The 16,932-nt window shown below is 66.0% G+C and carries 16 protein-coding genes; 10 read left to right on the forward strand and 6 right to left on the reverse strand.

Annotated features, from left to right (window positions below; genetic code table 11):
• Positions 1-18: 18 nt before the first annotated feature.
• Both QA642_RS33550 and QA642_RS33555 read left to right on the forward strand, forming a co-directional pair.
• Positions 19-2,502, forward strand: coding sequence for a GAF domain-containing protein (locus QA642_RS33550; RefSeq protein ID WP_283080707.1), 2,484 nt, complete (start codon positions 19-21; stop codon positions 2,500-2,502).
• 21 nt (positions 2,503-2,523) lie between these two features.
• On the forward strand, positions 2,524-4,230 hold the full coding sequence (locus QA642_RS33555; protein WP_283080708.1) for an alpha/beta-hydrolase family protein: 1,707 nt from the start codon (positions 2,524-2,526) through the stop codon (positions 4,228-4,230).
• 105 nt (positions 4,231-4,335) lie between these two features.
• Here the strand turns inward: QA642_RS33555 and QA642_RS33560 are convergent, their stop codons facing one another.
• Together QA642_RS33560 and QA642_RS33565 are read right to left on the reverse strand one after the other, a co-directional pair.
• Positions 4,336-5,919 (reverse strand): MDR family MFS transporter, encoded by a 1,584-nt coding sequence (locus tag QA642_RS33560; RefSeq protein ID WP_283080709.1) that lies wholly within the window; start codon positions 5,917-5,919, stop codon positions 4,336-4,338.
• 153 nt (positions 5,920-6,072) lie between these two features.
• Positions 6,073-6,588, reverse strand: coding sequence for a YcgN family cysteine cluster protein (locus QA642_RS33565; protein WP_283080710.1), 516 nt, complete (start codon positions 6,586-6,588; stop codon positions 6,073-6,075).
• Positions 6,589-6,880: 292 nt separating this feature from the next.
• Here QA642_RS33565 and QA642_RS33570 point away from each other — a divergent pair, with 292 nt between their 5' ends.
• From QA642_RS33570 to QA642_RS33585, 4 genes are all read left to right on the forward strand, one after another.
• Positions 6,881-9,172: a PBP1A family penicillin-binding protein gene (locus QA642_RS33570; RefSeq protein ID WP_283080711.1), complete on the forward strand. Its 2,292-nt coding sequence runs from the start codon at positions 6,881-6,883 to the stop codon at positions 9,170-9,172.
• A 9-nt stretch (positions 9,173-9,181) separates the two neighbouring features.
• The gene (locus QA642_RS33575) at positions 9,182-9,760 is read left to right on the forward strand and encodes a DUF1214 domain-containing protein (protein WP_027558791.1); all 579 of its coding nucleotides are present in this window, start codon (positions 9,182-9,184) and stop codon (positions 9,758-9,760) included.
• Positions 9,757-10,341 carry a DUF1254 domain-containing protein gene (locus QA642_RS33580; RefSeq protein ID WP_283080712.1) on the forward strand — a complete coding sequence of 195 codons (585 nt, stop codon included), beginning with the start codon at positions 9,757-9,759 and terminating at the stop codon, positions 10,339-10,341. The genes QA642_RS33575 and QA642_RS33580 overlap by 4 nt, the downstream gene beginning before the upstream one ends.
• Before the next feature lie 189 nt (positions 10,342-10,530).
• Positions 10,531-10,779, forward strand: a complete 249-nt coding sequence (locus QA642_RS33585) for a hypothetical protein (protein WP_283080713.1) — start codon at positions 10,531-10,533, stop codon at positions 10,777-10,779.
• Between the two features lie 162 nt (positions 10,780-10,941).
• On the opposite strand, the gene QA642_RS33590 is transcribed toward QA642_RS33585, so the two are convergent.
• Genes QA642_RS33590 through QA642_RS33605 form a run of 4 tightly spaced genes read right to left on the reverse strand, consistent with a single transcriptional unit; the run spans position 10,942 to position 15,081 of the window.
• Entirely contained in the window at positions 10,942-12,114 is a 1,173-nt protein-coding gene (locus QA642_RS33590; RefSeq protein WP_283080714.1) for an MFS transporter, read from the reverse strand.
• A 28-nt stretch (positions 12,115-12,142) separates the two neighbouring features.
• Positions 12,143-13,360, reverse strand: coding sequence for an MFS transporter (locus tag QA642_RS33595; RefSeq protein WP_283080715.1), 1,218 nt, complete (start codon positions 13,358-13,360; stop codon positions 12,143-12,145).
• Positions 13,357-14,715 carry an NAD(P)-binding domain-containing protein gene (locus tag QA642_RS33600; RefSeq protein ID WP_283080716.1) on the reverse strand — a complete coding sequence of 453 codons (1,359 nt, stop codon included), beginning with the start codon at positions 14,713-14,715 and terminating at the stop codon, positions 13,357-13,359. Before QA642_RS33600 ends, QA642_RS33595 begins: the two co-directional genes overlap by 4 nt.
• Positions 14,716-14,763: 48 nt before the next feature.
• Complete coding sequence (locus QA642_RS33605; protein WP_283080717.1) at positions 14,764-15,081, reverse strand: metalloregulator ArsR/SmtB family transcription factor; 318 nt, start codon at positions 15,079-15,081, stop codon at positions 14,764-14,766.
• Positions 15,082-15,207: 126 nt separating this feature from the next.
• Here QA642_RS33605 and QA642_RS33610 point away from each other — a divergent pair, with 126 nt between their 5' ends.
• Genes QA642_RS33610 through arsC form a run of 4 tightly spaced genes read left to right on the forward strand, consistent with a single transcriptional unit; the run spans position 15,208 to position 16,904 of the window.
• Positions 15,208-15,570: a metalloregulator ArsR/SmtB family transcription factor gene (locus QA642_RS33610; RefSeq protein ID WP_283087030.1), complete on the forward strand. Its 363-nt coding sequence runs from the start codon at positions 15,208-15,210 to the stop codon at positions 15,568-15,570.
• Positions 15,563-15,805, forward strand: a complete 243-nt coding sequence (locus QA642_RS33615) for a hypothetical protein (RefSeq protein ID WP_283080718.1) — start codon at positions 15,563-15,565, stop codon at positions 15,803-15,805. Before QA642_RS33610 ends, QA642_RS33615 begins: the two co-directional genes overlap by 8 nt.
• Positions 15,805-16,506 (forward strand): MIP/aquaporin family protein, encoded by a 702-nt coding sequence (locus tag QA642_RS33620; RefSeq protein WP_283080719.1) that lies wholly within the window; start codon positions 15,805-15,807, stop codon positions 16,504-16,506. Before QA642_RS33615 ends, QA642_RS33620 begins: the two co-directional genes overlap by 1 nt.
• Complete coding sequence (arsC, locus tag QA642_RS33625) at positions 16,503-16,904, forward strand: arsenate reductase (glutaredoxin) (protein WP_283080720.1); 402 nt, start codon at positions 16,503-16,505, stop codon at positions 16,902-16,904. The genes QA642_RS33620 and arsC overlap by 4 nt, the downstream gene beginning before the upstream one ends.
• The last annotated feature ends 28 nt before the right edge of the window (positions 16,905-16,932 follow it).

Consider the following 16,932-nt stretch of genomic DNA (forward strand, 5'->3'; position numbering starts at 1 on the left):
CATCAGGCCGGATTGCGAATGACCAACCCTTCCAACGATGTCGCCGATGCGCTCGCTGCCGAGAACGCCCGGCTGCGCAGCGAGCTTGCGAGCGCGCGCGACCGCCAGAGCGCCAGCGCCGAGATACTGCGCACCATCGCGGCCTCGCCTTCCGACGCCCGGCCGGTGTTCGAGGCGATCGCATCCAGCTCGAAACGCCTGCTCGGCGGCTTCTCCGCCACCGTGCTCCAATTCATCGGCGATGAGCTGCATCTCGTCGCCTATACGCCGACGAGCCCGGAGGCAGACGCGGGGCTGAAGGCCTCCTTCCCGCGGAAGATCACCGAGTTTCCGACCTTCGAGCTGGTGCGCGACGGCGAGACGATCCAGTTTCCCGACAGCGAAGCCGATGACGTCCCGCAGCTCAACCGCGATCTCGCGCGGCTGCGTGGCTTCCGCAGCGTGCTTTTCATGCCGCTGATGAACCGCGGCGCACCGGTCGGCATGATCAGCGTCACCCGCGCCGAGGTCGGCGCGTTCGCGCCCGACCTCGTGCAACTGCTCCAGACCTTCGCCGACCAGGCCGTGATCGCGATCGAGAATGCGCGGCTGTTCAACGAGACGCAGCAGACGCTGGAGCGGCAGACCGCCACGGCGGACATCTTGAAGGTGATGGCCGCCTCGCCCTCCGACGTGCAGCCGATATTCGACGCCATCGCCGCCAATGCCAACCGCCTGATCGGCGGCTTCTCCACCGCGGTGCTGCGCTATATCGACGGCGCCGCGCATCTTGCCGCCTTCACGCCGACCGATCCGGCCGGCGACCGCGTGCTCCAGGCGTCCTTTCCGGTGGCGTTCGCGCAGTTTCCGCCCTACCCGCTCGTGGCGGGCGGCAGCGCGGCGCAGCTACCCGACACCGAGCTCGAGCCGGCCGCACGCGACATCGCGCGGGCGCGCGGCTATCGCAGCATGCTGTTCACGCCACTGATGAGCGAGGGCGAGGCGATCGGCGTCATCATCGCCACGCGCCGCGCGACCGGGACGTTCGATGATCATCATGTCAGGTTGCTCCAGACCTTCGCAGACCAGGCTGTGATCGCGATCAAGAATGTCAGCCTCTTCAATGCCACCAGGGAAGCGCTGGAACGGCAGACCGCGACCGCCGACATCCTCAAGGTGATCGCGGCCTCGCCGGCCGACGTCACGCCGGTGTTCCAGGCCATCTCCGACAGCGCCAAGGCGCTGGTCGGCGGGCATTCCACCGCCGTCACGCGCGTCATCGGCGGCATGCTGCATCTGGCCGCCTTCAGCACCGACAACGAGGCCGGCAACCAGGAATTGCTCAGCTCGTTTCCGGCGCCGCTGACCGCGTCGGGCATTCACAGCCGGGTGGCAGCGCGCGGCGAATACGCGTTCCGCAGCGACATGCAGAACGAGCCCGATCTCACGGAGGCCATGAAGGAACTGGCGCGGACGCGAGGCTATCGCAGCATTCTCGTGGTGCCGATGCTGCGCGACGGCGTTGCGATCGGAACCATCGGCGTGACGCGGCCTGAGGCCGGCCATTTTCCGGAGAAGGCGATCAACCTGCTCAAGACTTTCGCCGACCAGGCCGTGATCGCGATCGAGAACACCCGCCTGTTCAACGAGGTGCAGGACCGCACACAGGAGCTCGGCAAATCGCTTAACGATCTGCGCGCCGCGCAGGACCGGCTGATCCAGACCGAGAAGCTCGCCTCGCTCGGCCAGCTCACCGCCGGCATCGCGCACGAGATCAAGAACCCGCTCAACTTCGTCAACAATTTTGCATCGCTCTCGTCCGAGTTGACCGACGAGCTCAACGAGGTGCTGGCACCGGTCCCGCTCGCCGACGATGTCCGCAACGAGATTGACGAGCTGACCGGGCTCTTGAAGGACAACCTGCAAAAGGTCGTGCAGCACGGACGGCGCGCCGATTCCATCGTCAAGAACATGCTGCTGCATTCGCGCGAGGGCGGCGGCGAGCACCGCTTGAGCGACATCAACGCGCTGGTCGAGGAGAGCCTCGATCTCGCCTATCACGGCGCGCGCGCCGAGAAGCCGCAGTTCGACGTGACGGTGAAACGCGAGCTCGATCCGGCGGCCGGCTCCGCCGACGTCTTCCCGCAGGAGATCACGCGGGTGCTTTTGAACCTGGTCTCGAACGGATTTTACGCGGTGACGAGGCGCAAGGCGGACAACCGCGCCGCCGGTTACGAGCCGGTGGTGACTGCGAGCACCCGCGACCGCGGCGACCGCATCGAGATCCGCATCCGCGACAACGGCATCGGCATCCCCGACGAGGTGAAGGCGAAGATGTTCAATCCGTTCTTCACCACCAAGCCGGCCGGCGAAGGCACCGGCCTCGGGCTGTCGATGAGCCACGACATCGTGGTGAAGCAGCATGGCGGCACGATCGACGTCGCCACCGAGCCGGGCCATTTCACGGAATTCACGATCCTGCTGCCGCGCAAGAGCAGCTTCCCGGACACGAACAGAGGTTAGCGGCGATCGGAAGGGGCCTTCATGACTCTGGCGCGGCTCATTCGGCGACAATTGCTCTCGCTATCCGGCGTCGGGCTCATGCTGGGTGCGTTGTTCTTCGCGGCCGCGCTGACGCCGACGCTGGTGCCGCGCAGCTATCTCACGCAAGGCGCCCTTGCCGGCGGCTGCTTTGCGATCGGCTACCTCGCCGGCAACCTCTGGCGCTGGCTGTGGCACTATCTCGAGCTGCCCGAACCTTCGCCGCACCTGAGGTCAGGCGCCAATGCGCTGGTAGCGACCGGCTGCCTGATCGTCGTCGTCATCTATCTGTGGCGTGCCGCCGAATGGCAGAACTCGATCCGCACCGTGATGAAGATGCCGCCGGTCGAGACCGCGCATCCGCTCAAGGTCTGCGCCGTGGCGCTGATCACGTTCGTGGTGCTGCTGGTGCTGGGGCGGCTGTTCGCGCTTGTCGCTCGCGTCCTCGCCGCGCGCACGGAGCGCGTCATCCCCCGGAAGGTCGCCAACGTCATCGGCGTGCTCGTCGCAGGCCTGCTGTTCTGGTTGATCGCCAACAATGTCCTGATCCGAACGGCGTTCAACGCGCTCGATTCATCCTTCCGCGAGTTCGACGCCTTGTTCGAGCCCGAGCGGCCACAGCCGACCGATCCTGATCGAACGGGAGGTGCGGCATCGCTGGTGAAATGGAAAGAGCTCGGACGCACGGGGCGACGCTTCATCGCTTCGGGCCCGCGCGCGGCCGACATCAGCGCCGCCACGGGACAGGCCGCGCAGGAGCCCGTGCGGGTTTATGTCGGTCTCGGCGGCGCCGGCACGGCGCAAGCACGCGCCCGGCTTGCGCTCGACGAGCTCAAGCGGCAGCACGGTTTTGACCGCGCCGTTCTCGTCGTCATCACGCCGACCGGCACCGGCTGGATCGATCCGTCGGCGATGGACACGGTCGAATATCTCCACCATGGCAATGTCGCCAGCGTCGCCATGCAGTATTCCTATCTCAATAGCCCGCTGTCGCTGCTGTTTCAGCCCGAATACGGCGCGGAGGCCGCGCGCGCTCTGTTTGCGGAAATCTACGGCTACTGGACGACACTGCCGAAAGACAAGCGGCCGAAGCTGTATCTGCACGGGCTCAGCCTCGGCGCCCTCAACTCGGAGAGATCCGCCGAGCTGTTCGAGACGATCGGTGATCCCATCGCCGGCGCGCTGTGGAGCGGTCCACCGTTCGAGAGCCGCATCTGGCGCTCGGTCACCGCAAACCGCAACCCTGGCTCGCCGGCGTGGCTCCCGGAATTCCGCGACAGCCGCATCGTGCGCTTCATGAACCAGAACGGGCCCACGGTGCCGCCGGATACGCCCTGGGGAGCGATGCGCATCGTCTACCTGCAATATGCCAGCGACGCGATCACGTTCTTCGCCTACCGCGATGCCTTTCGGGCCCCGGCCTGGATGAGCGCGCCGCGCGGGCCGGACGTCTCACCGGAGCTGCGATGGTATCCGATCGTGACGATGCTGCAGCTTGCCCTCGACATGGCGGTCGCAACCAATACGCCGATGGGATTTGGCCATGTCTATGCGCCCGAGCATTACGTCGATGCCTGGGTCGCGGTCACGGATGTCCATGATTGGTCCGCCGATGCGCTGGCACGGCTCAAGAGCCATCTTGCGGCAAGAGCACGGCAGGCCGCCGCGGGCAGTTCGGACGAAGACCCCTATGCCGATCGCGGCGGCTAAAGCATGATCCGGAAAAGTGCGAAGCGGTTTTCCGGAAAGATCATGCGCAAACAACAGCCTAAAGCGCGATGACGATTCATCCAAATCTCATCGCGCTTTAGGTCCCTACTCCGCCATCTCCACATGCTTGGCGACGGAGGGACCGGCAAGCGGCCGCTCCTCCATCATGATCAGGCAGAACGCGGCGCCGGCCATCAGCGCTGTAGCGGCGCCGAACACGTAGCGGAACGCGTGCCGCATGTCCTCGGTGGGAATCACCACGCCGCCGGCGGCGTGGTGCTCTCCCGCGAGCGGGATGTCGGCGCCGAGCGCGATCAGCAGGATCGCGGCGAAGGCTGCAACCGTGAATGATGACATCAGCGAGCGGAAAAAGTTCAGCGCGCCGGTGATGGTGCCGACTTGCGGACGGGCGACCGAATTCTGCAGCGAGACCACGCAGACCGGGAAGGTCGTGCCGAGGCCGAGCGCGAACGCGGCCATCAGCGTCAGCAGAGCCCAGAGCGGCAAGGTCGTGAATGTGAGGCCGAGGCCGCACAGCGCAGCCCAGGACGTGCCGATGATGGCGACGCGCTTGTAGTGCTTGGCGCGCGCCATGGTGCGGCCGGCGATCGCCGCGCCGCAGGTCGAGACCGCCGCGAGCGGAATCAGCGCGAGGCCCGCCTCGCTGGCGCTGAGGTGATAGACGGACTCGTAATAGAGCGGCAGCTGAACCGTGAGCCCAGTGATCGCACCGAGCGCACAGCCGCCGGCCGCCAACGCGTAAGGCGCGACCGATCCGCCGAGCAGCGGCAGCGGCAGGAACGGCTCGTCGGCGCGACGCGCGTGCCAGACGAAGGCGACGGCGAGCGCGACCGCACCGCCGACCATCGCGAGCACGGTCGGCGACAGCCATGGGTAGCGCGTGCCGCCCCAGGTCAGCACCAGCATGAAGACGACGGCGGAGGCCATCAGCAGCACGCCGCCGAGCCAGTCGACCTCGCGCTTGCGGTGGAAGACCGGGATCTTCTTCATCTTCGGCAGCAGCAGCGCGAGGGCGGCGGCTGTGAGCGGCAGATTGATCCAGAAGATCATCGACCAGTGCAGATGCTCGGCGAACACGCCGCCGATCACCGGGCCCAAAATGCCGCCGACCATCCAGACGCTGGAGAAATAGGCCTGGTATTGCCCGCGCTCGCGCGGGCTCACGACGTCGGAGATCACGGTCTGCACGACCGGCATGATGCCGCCGCCGCCGAGGCCCTGCAGGCCGCGCGCGAGGATCAGCATCGGCATGTTCGGCGCGATCGCGCACAGGATCGAGCCTGCGACGAACAGGCTGAGCGAGGTGATGATCATGGCCTTGCGGCCGTAGATGTCGCTCAGCGTCCCGAACACCGGTGCAACCGCGGTCGAGGCGAGCAGATAGGCGGTGATGACCCAGGACAGGTTCGAGACGTCCTGGAACTGACGCCCGATCGTCGGCAGCGCGGTCGCGACGATGGTCTGGTCGAGCGCGGCCAGGAACATCGTCAGCATCAGGCTGATGACGATGGTGCGAACCTCGTCCGAGGTCAGCGCCGCGGGCGGCGAGATGGACGGCGCATCATCGACGCTGATGACCTCGCTCGGAAGGCGGGACAGCTCTTCGGCGATATCGTCGGGCAACGCCTGGATGTCGGCAGAACTGCTCTGCCGGTCGAACTTGTTCATCTCGATCGGACGTGATGGGGCGGCGCAACGCCGCGAAGGATTCGTTCTATGCAGGCAATGTAGAGAGCAAAATCCTTCCCAGGCAGGCACCGCTGTGCATGGGTGCATCCCGCACGGGGGCCATCCCGAACATGTGATCCCGCCTGCGGCGGATCAGTCCTTCGGCCGTCGCTTCAAGCGTGCCCGTTTCGGCAGCATAGCCGGCCATTGCACGATGTGGTCCTCGAGCTCCTCGTCCGGGATGTCCTCCTCGCTGCCCTCGACCCGGCCGCGCACGGAGACGCCGGCCTCATGCACGCTGTTGGGATCGCCGGAGACCAGCGGGTGCCACCAATAGAGGTCGCGCCCTTCGGCGACGAGCTTGTAGCCGCAGCTCGGCGGCAGCCAGTTCAGGGTGCGGACATTGGCCGGGGTCAGGCGGACGCAGTCGGGAACCTTGTCGGAACGATTCGGGTAGTCCTTGCAGGCGCAGGTGCCGGCATCGAGCAGCTTGCAGCCGACATGGGTGAAATAGATCTGGCCGGTATCCTCGTCCTCGAGCTTGTTCAGGCAGCAGCGGCCGCAGCCGTCGCACAGGCTTTCCCATTCCTCCCCAGACATCTCTTCCAACGTCTTGGTTTTCCAGAAGAATCCTTCCTGGTCGGAAGGTCGTTTGGGAGCTGCGGTCATGCGCCTCAACAAGGTTCGAAAAAGCTACGGCTAACGCCATCTAGGGCGTGCGGCCGGTATGCTGCAAGCAAGCCCCTCTCAAGGCCCGTAATGACCCGGGGTCAATTAGGCCTGTTGTTCAAAATAGCGAGCCTGACCATTGGTTTATAGGCCCCGCTCGGCTAGAAGGAACAACAAGTCCCTCGGACGCTTGCCGGGCGCCTTGGGTTTGCCGCAACATTCCCTCAAGACGTCCCGGCGCCGCCCCGGCCGGGTGCTTGAACGCTATCGTACCGAGCCTCAAGGGTTCTAGGTGGTCCAGAACACACCATCCAACTGGAAGAGCAAGGTCCGGAATTTCTTCCTGGACCTCGATGCGCGCATCGACTCTTCGCTGTTCTCCTCGGCCAAGGGCATCCGCGAGCTCTATGAGCGTTACTCGACCTTCATGGACCGCTTCTATGTCGGGCGGTGGAAGCGCTGGGTGTTCATCGAGCCACTGTCGGAGGCCGCGACCCTCGGCCTCGGCGGGCTCGTGCTGCTGCTCACGCTCGCCATCCCCGCCTTCCGCGAGACCGCCGACGAGGACTGGCTGAAGAAGTCCGACCTCGCGGTGTCGTTCCTCGACCGCTACGGCAACCCGATCGGCAGCCGCGGCATCAAGCACAACGATTCGATCCCGCTGGAAGATTTCCCCGACGTGCTGATCAAGGCGACGCTCGCAACCGAGGACCGCCGCTTCTACGACCATTTCGGCATCGACATCGCCGGCACCGCCCGCGCGCTCGTCACCAACGCGCAGGCCGGCGGCGTCCGCCAGGGCGGCTCCTCGATCACGCAGCAGCTCGCCAAGAACCTGTTCCTGAGCAACGAGCGAACCATCGAGCGCAAGATCAACGAAGCGTTCCTCGCGGTCTGGCTGGAATGGCGGCTGACCAAGAACGAGATCCTCAAGCTGTATCTGGACCGCGCCTATATGGGCGGCGGCACGTTCGGCGTCGACGGCGCAGCGCATTTCTATTTCAACAAGTCCGCGCGCGACGTGACGCTGGCGGAAGCCGCGATGCTCGCCGGCCTGTTCAAGGCGCCGACGAAATACGCCCCGCACATCAACCTGCCCGCCGCCCGCGCCCGCGCCAACGTCGTGCTCGACAACCTCGTCGATGCCGGCTTCATGACCGAGGGCCAGGTGTTCGGCGCCCGCCGCAACCCCGCCTTCGCCGTCGACCGCCGCGACGAGGCTTCGCCGAACTACTATCTCGACTACGCCTTCGACGAGATGCGCAAGTTGGTCGACACTTTCCCGAAATCCTACACCGAGCGCGTCTTCGTCGTTCGCCTCGCGATCGACGCCAACGTGCAAAAGGCCGCCGAAGACGCGATCGAGAACCAGTTGCGCCAGTTCGGCCGCGACTATCACGCGACGCAAGCCGCAACCGTCGTCGCCGATCTCGACGGCGGCATCCGCGCCATGGTCGGCGGCCGCGACTATGGCGCGAGCCAGTTCAACCGCGCCACCGACGCCTATCGCCAGCCCGGTTCGTCGTTCAAGCCCTACGTCTACACCACCGCCCTCCTGAACGGTTTCACGCCGAACTCGGTCGTGGTCGACGGCCCGGTCTGCATCGGCAATTGGTGCCCGCAGAACTATGGCCATTCCTATTCAGGCTCGGTCACGCTGACACAGGCGATCACGCGCTCGATCAACGTCGTGCCGGTGAAACTGTCGATCGCGATCGGCCAGAAGGAACACCCGAAGGCGCCGAACCCGGCCAAGATCGGCCGCGCCAAGATCGTCGAGGTCGCGCGCCGCTTCGGCCTCAAGGCTCCCCTGCCCGACACGCCGTCGCTGCCGATCGGCTCGGACGAGGTCACCGTGATCGAGCACGCCGTCGCCTACGCGACCTTCCCCAACCGCGGCAAGTCGGTGACGCCGCATTCGGTGCTGGAGGTGCGCACCGGCGCCGGCGACCTCGTCTGGCGCTGGGACCGCGACGGGCCGAAGCCGAAGCAGGCCATTCCGCCGAACATCGCCGCCGACATGGCGGGCATGATGAGCCACGTCGTCAGCGAAGGCACCGCGCGCCGCGCGGCGCTCGACGGCATTCCGACCGCGGGCAAGACCGGCACGACCAATGCGTATCGCGACGCCTGGTTCGTCGGCTACACCGGCAATTTCACCTGCGCGGTCTGGTACGGCAATGACGACTACTCGCCGACCAACCGCATGACCGGCGGCTCGCTGCCGGCGCAGACCTGGCATGACATCATGGTCGCCGCGCATCAGGGCGTCGAGGTCCGGGAGATCCCCGGCATCGGCATGGGCCAGAAGCTGCCGCCGCAGCCGAAGGATGCGAACGCGCAGGCCAGCGCGGCGCCGAAAGTGCTGGAGACCAAGCCCGGTCCGCCGCCGGTGCTGACCAAGCGCGGCGCCGACATCCTGGTGCGCGTCGAGAAGCTGCTCGACGACGCCGCCAAGACCGCGAACAAATCGGCGGCCGACGACAGCAAGCAGGCCAGGCCGTCGCCGTCGACGAGCGCGCTCGCCTTCCCGCAGAACTATGCGGAAGAGAATGCGAACGCATCCGGCCCGCGCAAGAACTGATCGACGTCCGTGCGGCTGATCCTGATCACATTGACGGCGCTTCTGCTCGCAACCGTAGTTGGCCTGGGCGCGACCTGGATGACGACGACGCGCGGCACCGAGATTGGCGCGCTGACGATCGGCCCCTGGACCGCGCGCCCGCGCACCGGCACCGCCGACGTCGATCCCTATTCGCGCGCCACCATCGTGCGCAACGGCGAGCTGCCGATCGGCACCGGTGACGGCGTCGCCTTCACCGCGACCGCGGACGACAAGAAGAAGGCGCTCGACGGCCGCTGCGACGTCGTCGTCTCCGGCGTGACGCCGCCGGCTCGGTTCTGGACGCTGACGCTCTATGACCGCAAGGGCCATCTCGTCGCCAACTCGCTCCAGCGCTACGGCTTCACCAGCCAGGAGATCGTGCGGTCGTCCGACGGCTCGTTCGAGATCCGTATCGCCTCGCGCTCGCGCGCCGGCAACTGGCTGCCGACCGGCGGCATCGAGCGCTACGCATTGATGCTGCGCCTCTACGACACCCCGGTCGGCGTTGCCACGCGCACCCAGCGCGACGCGCCGATGCCCACCATCAAGACGGTGGGCTGCTCATGATCCGCCTCTTGTTCACGATCGTCGCGGGCGTGGTGCTGGGCCTCGTGGTCCATCTCGTCAGCGTTCTGGCGCTGCCGCGGATCGCGACGCAGGACGCCTATTCGCGGCTGACGCCGATGACCAAGCTCAACGGCGTGACGCAGCTTCCCATCGCCGATCCGCAGACCTCGCCGATGCCGTTCATGGACCCGGCGTTCGCGATCGCGATCTGCCGCTATGACCTCGCGGGCGGCCCGCTCAAGCTGACGGTGCCGGTGAGCCAGGCCTATACGTCGGTGTCGTTCTACACCCGCAACGAGATCGCCTATTACGCCATCAACGACCGCTCGGCCGGCAAGAAGGTGATCGAGCTCGACCTGATGACGGAGGCGCAGCACAACGAGCTGCCCGAGGACGAGGAGATCACCGCGGCCGACCGCCTGATCATCGACTCTCCCAGCACCACCGGCCTGATCGTGATGAAGGCGCTCGCCGCCGAGCCCGGCCTGATGCCGCAGGCGCAGGCCTCGCTCCAGACTGCGACCTGCGCGCCGCAGACCGAGCCGCCGGCCAAGGCCGAGGCCCCGCGCGGACGGCGCTGAGCAGGCCGTTTCGGCCAGCTCAAAACAAAAGTGCGAAAACAACCCCATGCACAGTAGAAGGCCGCTTTCCGGCCCATGCCCTGTGCTTGCGGCGAAGCCGTTGACGTTTCGGTGCAAAACATCAGTTCGGCGCAACAGCTGAGGAACAGTCGCCTGGCTCCGCAGTTTCCTCAACTGGAGGAAACACCGATGAAAACCGCAACCCTTACTTTAGCGATCGTCCTGGCCTGCTCGACCGGCTATGCCTCGGCCCACAGCGCCAAACGCCATCATCATCACGGCTGGTTCAACTCAATGAACATGATGCACGGCCCCGGCCGGACTGCGGCCAGGACCGACCCGAACGGGACCGCAGGCGGGCCGACCAGCGTCAGCGGCACCGGCTCGTCGAAGTTCGGAGGACAGATCCCGGGAGCCAGCGGCGCGGCCCGACAGTAAGTCCGCACAGCTGCCCCCTCTAAGACTGAAAAGGCAGCGCCTTCCGGTCAGTTTGACACGTCGGGCAAAACACCGGCATGATGGCGTCGTCGAGAGTTCGTCACACCCGCGCGGAGCAATCCGCCGCGGGTGTTTTCATGTCGGGGGCAAGTGCTCTTGCGATCAGGGCTGCTTCGCGTGTGCCATCCGCGCCCACAGCAGCGCGAACGGACCTAGCGCGACGCCGACTGCAAGAACGATGAACGCCAGCAACCAACCGGTCGCGCTCTGTGGACCGCCGGCGATGTCGAGCGCTGCGCCGGTGCTCCATGCTCCAAGTGCAGACAGGCCGAAGCCGACTGTCGAGTGCAAAGCCAGGGTTGCACCGCGATGTTCGGACACAGCAGCCGCTGACATGCCCGCCGTCAGCGCGCCGGAATCCGCCGGCACCGTCAGGCCGTAGACGAGCAGCAGCAGCGCAAGCGTCCACGCCGGAGCCGTAGAACTAAGTCCGATGACCAACGCGACACAGGCAGATGCGATCATCACAATGGTGATCGCGCGGTGGCGGCCGAACTTCAGTGCGGCTTCGTTGCCGAGGATGCTGGCGGGCATCGAAATCACCGCAAAGCAAAAGCTCACCACGACGGGACTGAGCCACGAAGGCGCACCTTGATGAGCGACGACGAAGGTCCAGAACCCGACCAGCCAGGTGCGGATGCCGTACAGCTCGAAACAGTGCGCGCCATAGCCGAGGATATAGCCGAGCGCCTCGCGATTGGCGAAGACCGGCGCGAAGTTGAGCAAACGCCCCGCTTTCGGCGCGGGCTGCCGCGCGTCGATCAGCAGGCAGGCGAGGACCATTGCGAGAGGTCCGAACCCCGTCGCAAGGAAAGCAGCCCGCCATCCCCAGCTATCGGCGATCAGTTGCGCCACCAGGAACGAGACGCCGACACCGACCGAGAAGCTCGACGTGTACAGCGTGACGGCCCGCGAGGTGTCGCCGGCGGGAAGCCGGTCGGTCAGCGCCTTCAGGCCCGGCATGTAGGCGCCGGCAAATCCGAGGCCTGCAAGGGACCAGATCGCCGTGCCCGACCAAAATCCTTGCGCGAAGATGCCGAAAGCTGCCGTGGCGAGCCCGCTCACGATCGAGCCCCAGAGCAGGACGAGCCGCGCATCGATGCGGTCGGTCAACGTGGTCAGCACCGGCACCGCGAGCATGTAGCCGAAGGCATAGCCGCTCGCCATCAAACCGCCTTCGGCTGCCGAAAGACCCCACGTCGGCATCAGATGCTGGGCCAGGTTTGCGGACAAAGTCACATGCGGCAGCAGATTGCCGACCTGGCCGATGCACATCACCGCAATCAGGGACCTGCCGCTCAGCTTAGGAATTTTGCTCTCCCACCTGGAGGGGCGCTGTTGCCTGCTCCGTACGAAGCAGCAAGAGCGCAAAGAAGGCCGAGAGCGAAACGAGCGCGCTGATCCACAGCGCACTGCTGCCGATGTGCTCGACCATCAGCCCCAGCGCGAGCGGCGCGGCGGCACCCGTTACTCTGGAAGGCAGCGAGATCATGCCGACGCGCTTGCCGAAACCCGCCGGCCCAAACAGCGCCAACGGCAGCGTACCACGGGCAATGGTGATGATGCCATTGCCCGCTCCGTACAGCACCGTGAACGTCGTCGCGAGCAACGGGCCGCCCGCGACCAGTGCAACGACACCGATCGGATTCATGAGCATGGCCAGCCTCGCCGAGAGCAGCGGATGAAACCGCGCCAGCCATCCGGCCTCCAGAACGCGCGCGCCGACCTGCGCAGGCCCGACCAACGCGCCCGCGAGCAAGGCCTGTGCCGGGGTCGCACCGAACGCAACTAGCATGGTCGGCAGAATGGCCGAGATTCCCGAGCTGACGAAGCTTGCCGCGGCAAACATGTAAGCCAGCAGCACCATCGCGAAGGTCTCGCTCTGGCGTCCAGGTCGTTGGCTCGCAGCCGTGCCCGGTCGCGGCTGCTGGTCCAATGGGACGGCGCGCGGCAGCGACAGATTGAGCGGCAAGGCGAGAGCGATATGGATGATCGCCCACACCTGGCACGCGACACGCCAGCCGTACTCGGAGGCCAGCCACGTCGTGAGGGGCCAGCCGAGCGTGCTGGCGAAGCCAGCGATCAGGGTGATGCCGGTGATGGTTCGCCGCGCATTGGTGCCGTAGATGCGGGCGAGCGTCGCGAAGGCCGCCTCATAGAGGCCCATGCCCATGCCGATCCCGAGCAATATCCAGGCCGTGATCAGCACCGCTACGCCGTGGGCCACGGACAGGAGCAGCAAGCCCGCCACGAAGACGAGGTTCGAGATCGCGAGCAGGCTGCGCCCTCCGAACGTATCGATGGCATGCCCCACGCGTGGGCCGAGCAATCCGGAGATGACGAGCGCGGCCGACAGAGCTCCGAACACGTAAGCCGGCGCGAGACCGAGGTCCCGCGCGATCGGCGCAGCCAGGATCGCAGGGAGATAGTAGCTCGACGCCCACGCAATCGTCTGCGCGGTGCCGAGCGCGAGCACGACGGCGAGCGGGCCTCGGGCCTGGCCCGCAGGGACTTGCCTCATGAGCAACCGCACCCCGCAGCTCCAGCCTTCTTGGCCGATTCATCAGCGGCACAACAGGCTGACGACTCCTCCTTCGCCGGGCCGCCGCAGCAACCCGTCGCGCTGGCTGTTTCGACACCGCCGCGCGTACAGACGCCGGTCTCCGGCAGCACAAGCTCGACCCTTGTCGCGGCTTCCTTGTCGCCAGCAAGCTCCGCCGCAATCGAGCGGACCTGCTCGTAGCCTGTCATCATCAGGAAGGTCGGCGCTCGGCCATAAGACTTCATGCCAGCCAGGTAGAAACCTGGCTCGTCATGGGAGAGTTCGCGCGCGCCGTGCGGCCGCACAGTGCCGCAGCTATGCTCGTTGGGGTCGATGAGCGGCGCGAGGGCGACCGGCGCCTCGATGGCCGGGTCGAGCCGCAGGCGCAGTTCGGAAAGAAACGACAAGTCGGGACGGAAGCCCGTCGATACGATCAGCTCGTCCGCGACCACGCTGCGGCCACCGCAACAGGAGCCGGCCGCGATCTTGAGGCGACCTTCGGAGTCCGAGAGATGCGTGACGCCGAACTCTGTTTCGACCTTGATCCTGCCGGCGGCAACAAGTGCAGCGAAGGCGCTGCCAAGCTCGCCGCGCGCAGCGAGCTTGTCATTTCGACCACCACCGAAGGCCTTTGCGGGATCGGCGCCGCGCAGAAGCCAGAGGGCCTGCGTACCCGGCACTTCGTCGGCGAGATGAACGAGATCGATCAATGTGCCCACCGCCGAATGACCCGCGCCCAGGACAGCAACGGTCTTGCCGGCATATCGGGAGCGGCCCGCTCCCCGGACGTCCGGCATGCCATAGGCGATGCGGTCGCCGCGCTCGGGCTCGCCGATCGCGGGCAAGCCGTTGCGGCCGGCGGGATTGGGGGAGAACCATGTGCCTGAGGTGTCGATGACGGCGTCGGCACGCAGAACTTCGGGGCCCTTGCCGTTCTGGTAGCGGATTTCGAAAGGCGCCTGCGCTCTGCCCCTGGTCTTCGCCTTGTCGAAGCCGACGCGGCTGATGGCGGTGACGCGGCTGGAGGTCCGGATCGCCTCACGCAGCGGCGTTCGCGTTGCGAGTGGCGCGAGGTATCGGTCAAGCAGCTCGCCGCCGGTCGGATAGGACTGAGGGTCCGGCGAATTCCATCCCGTCGGGGCCAGCGTGCGCGCAGCGGCCTTGTCGACGTTGTACGCCCACGGCGAGAACAGCTGGACATGTTGCCACTGACGGACCGCGTGCCCCACTTCCGGGCCAGCCTCCAAAACGATGGGTGACATGCCGCGCTCCAGCACGTGCGCGGCCGCTGCGAGGCCGACAGGCCCTGCCCCGATGATGGCTACCGTCGTCATTTCGTTACTCCCATCATTCTAGAATCATCGAATAAGCCAGCAAAAAAATCAGGCCGCCGATTGAGCGCCCGTGCATCCGACTTCGTCCGCACAGCACTCCGCCGCCAGGAAATCCACCAGCCCCCGCATCGCGTCGAAGTTTGCGTGACAAACGAGGGTCGTGGATTCGCGGACCTGGCTGACGAGCCCGACCGCGACCAGAGACTTGATGTGGTGAGACAGCGTCGATGCCGGGATTTTCAGCTTCTCCTGCAAGCGACCGACGGGCATGCCCGAATGCCCGGCCCGGACCAGGGCGCGATAGATCTGAAGCCGGGTCTGATTACCCAGGGCTTCCAAACGTGCTGCTGCGTCGGCGATCTTCATGCCTCCACAATGCACCCGATCGCCCGCGCCGTCAACCGTGTTTCTAGAATATTCGAAATAACAGCCTGTGCAGGCACTTCGGATTTCAGATTGACGGACCCCAAATATTTCCATAACTCTGGATATATGGAAACTGAAGAGGCCGTGCTGGCGCTTGCCGCCCTGTCCCAGTCGACCCGTCTGGAGGCCTTCCGGACGCTGGTCAGGCACGAGCCCGACGGCCTTCCGGCCGGCGACCTTGCCCGGCAGCTGGAAGTCCCGCCGAACACGCTGTCGGCCCATCTGTCGATCCTGACGCGCGCGCGCCTCGTCACCTCCGAGCGCCGCAGCCGCTCGATCATCTACCGCGCCAACCTCGCCGAATTCCGCGATGTCGCGGTTTTCCTGCTGCGGGATTGCTGCGGCGGACGGCCGGAGGTCTGCGAGCCGGTGGTCGACAGCCTGCAAGCCTGCTGCTCTCCAAAGCGAAAGGGGAAAGCCCGTGTCTGATCGGATGTACAATGTGCTGTTCCTGTGCACCGGCAATTCGGCGCGCTCGATCCTCGCCGAGTCAATCCTTCGCAAGGACGGCGCCGGCCGCTTCCAGTCATTCTCCGCCGGCAGCGCCCCGAAGGGCCTGGTCCACCTCCCGCTGAGGAGCATCGACGAGCTCACGCTCGGCACCAAACTGCGCGAGATCGGCCGTGCCGATGGCGCGACAAATCCGACGCCGAAGGCCGGCTGATGGACAATTTCGATCTTCCGCGGCGCCTCGCGGCCGAAGCGCTCGGCACCGGCATTCTCGTCGCGACCGTCGTCGGCTCCGGCATCATGGCCGAGACGCTGACCAAGGACGTCGCGCTTGCGCTGCTCTGCAACACCCTGCCGACCGGCGCCATCCTGGTTGTCCTGATCACCGTGCTCGGTCGGATCTCCGGCGCGCATTTCAATCCGGCGGTGACGCTGGTCTTCACCGGCAAGCGCGAGCTGCCGGTCAACGAGGCCGTGCTCTACATCATCGCACAGATCGTCGGCGGCGCGATCGGAACGATCGCGGCGCATTTGATGTTCGCGCATCCCCTGATCGACCCGTCCATGAAGGTCCGGACCGGCGGAGCGCAATGGTTCGCGGAAGCCGTCGCGGCGTTCGGACTGATTGCCACCATCCTCGCCGGCATCCGCTTCCAGCGCACGGCCGTTCCCTGGCTGGTCGGCCTCTACATCACGGCCGCCTATTGGTTCACGGCATCGACATCGTTTGCAAATCCGGCGGTCGCGATTGCGCGCTCGCTGACGAACACCTTTTCCGGCATTCGGCCGGCCGACCTTCCCGGCTTCATCGTCGCGGAGCTGTCCGGGGCCATTGCAGGCATGCTGCTGATGAACTGGCTGCTCGGGCGCGCCGAGGCGCGCGGCCCGATTGCCATCGCGGAGACCCGATCATGAGCGTCACGATCTATCACAACCCGGATTGCGGAACCTCGCGCAACACGCTCGCGATGATCCGGCAGAGCGGTGTCGAGCCCACCGTCATCGAATATCTCAAGACGCCGCCGTCCCGCGATACGCTCAAACAGCTGATCGCAGCGATGGGCGTTCCGGTCCGCGCATTGCTGCGCGAGAAGGGCACCCCCTACAAGGAGCTCGGCCTTGCGGACCTCAAATGGACAGACGACGAGCTGCTCGACTTCATGATGGCACATCCCATTCTCATCAACCGTCCGATCGTGGTGACGGCGAAGGGCACGCGATTGTGCCGGCCTTCGGAAGCCGTCATCGACCTGTTGGACCATCCTGTCGGCAGGTTCGTGAAGGAGGACGGCGAGGTGGTCGAGGCCAAATAGGTTCGGATCGCTCCTCTGCACCTGAACA

This window comes from Bradyrhizobium sp. CB2312, assembly GCF_029714425.1.
Taxonomy (GTDB): Bacteria; Pseudomonadota; Alphaproteobacteria; order Rhizobiales; family Xanthobacteraceae; genus Bradyrhizobium.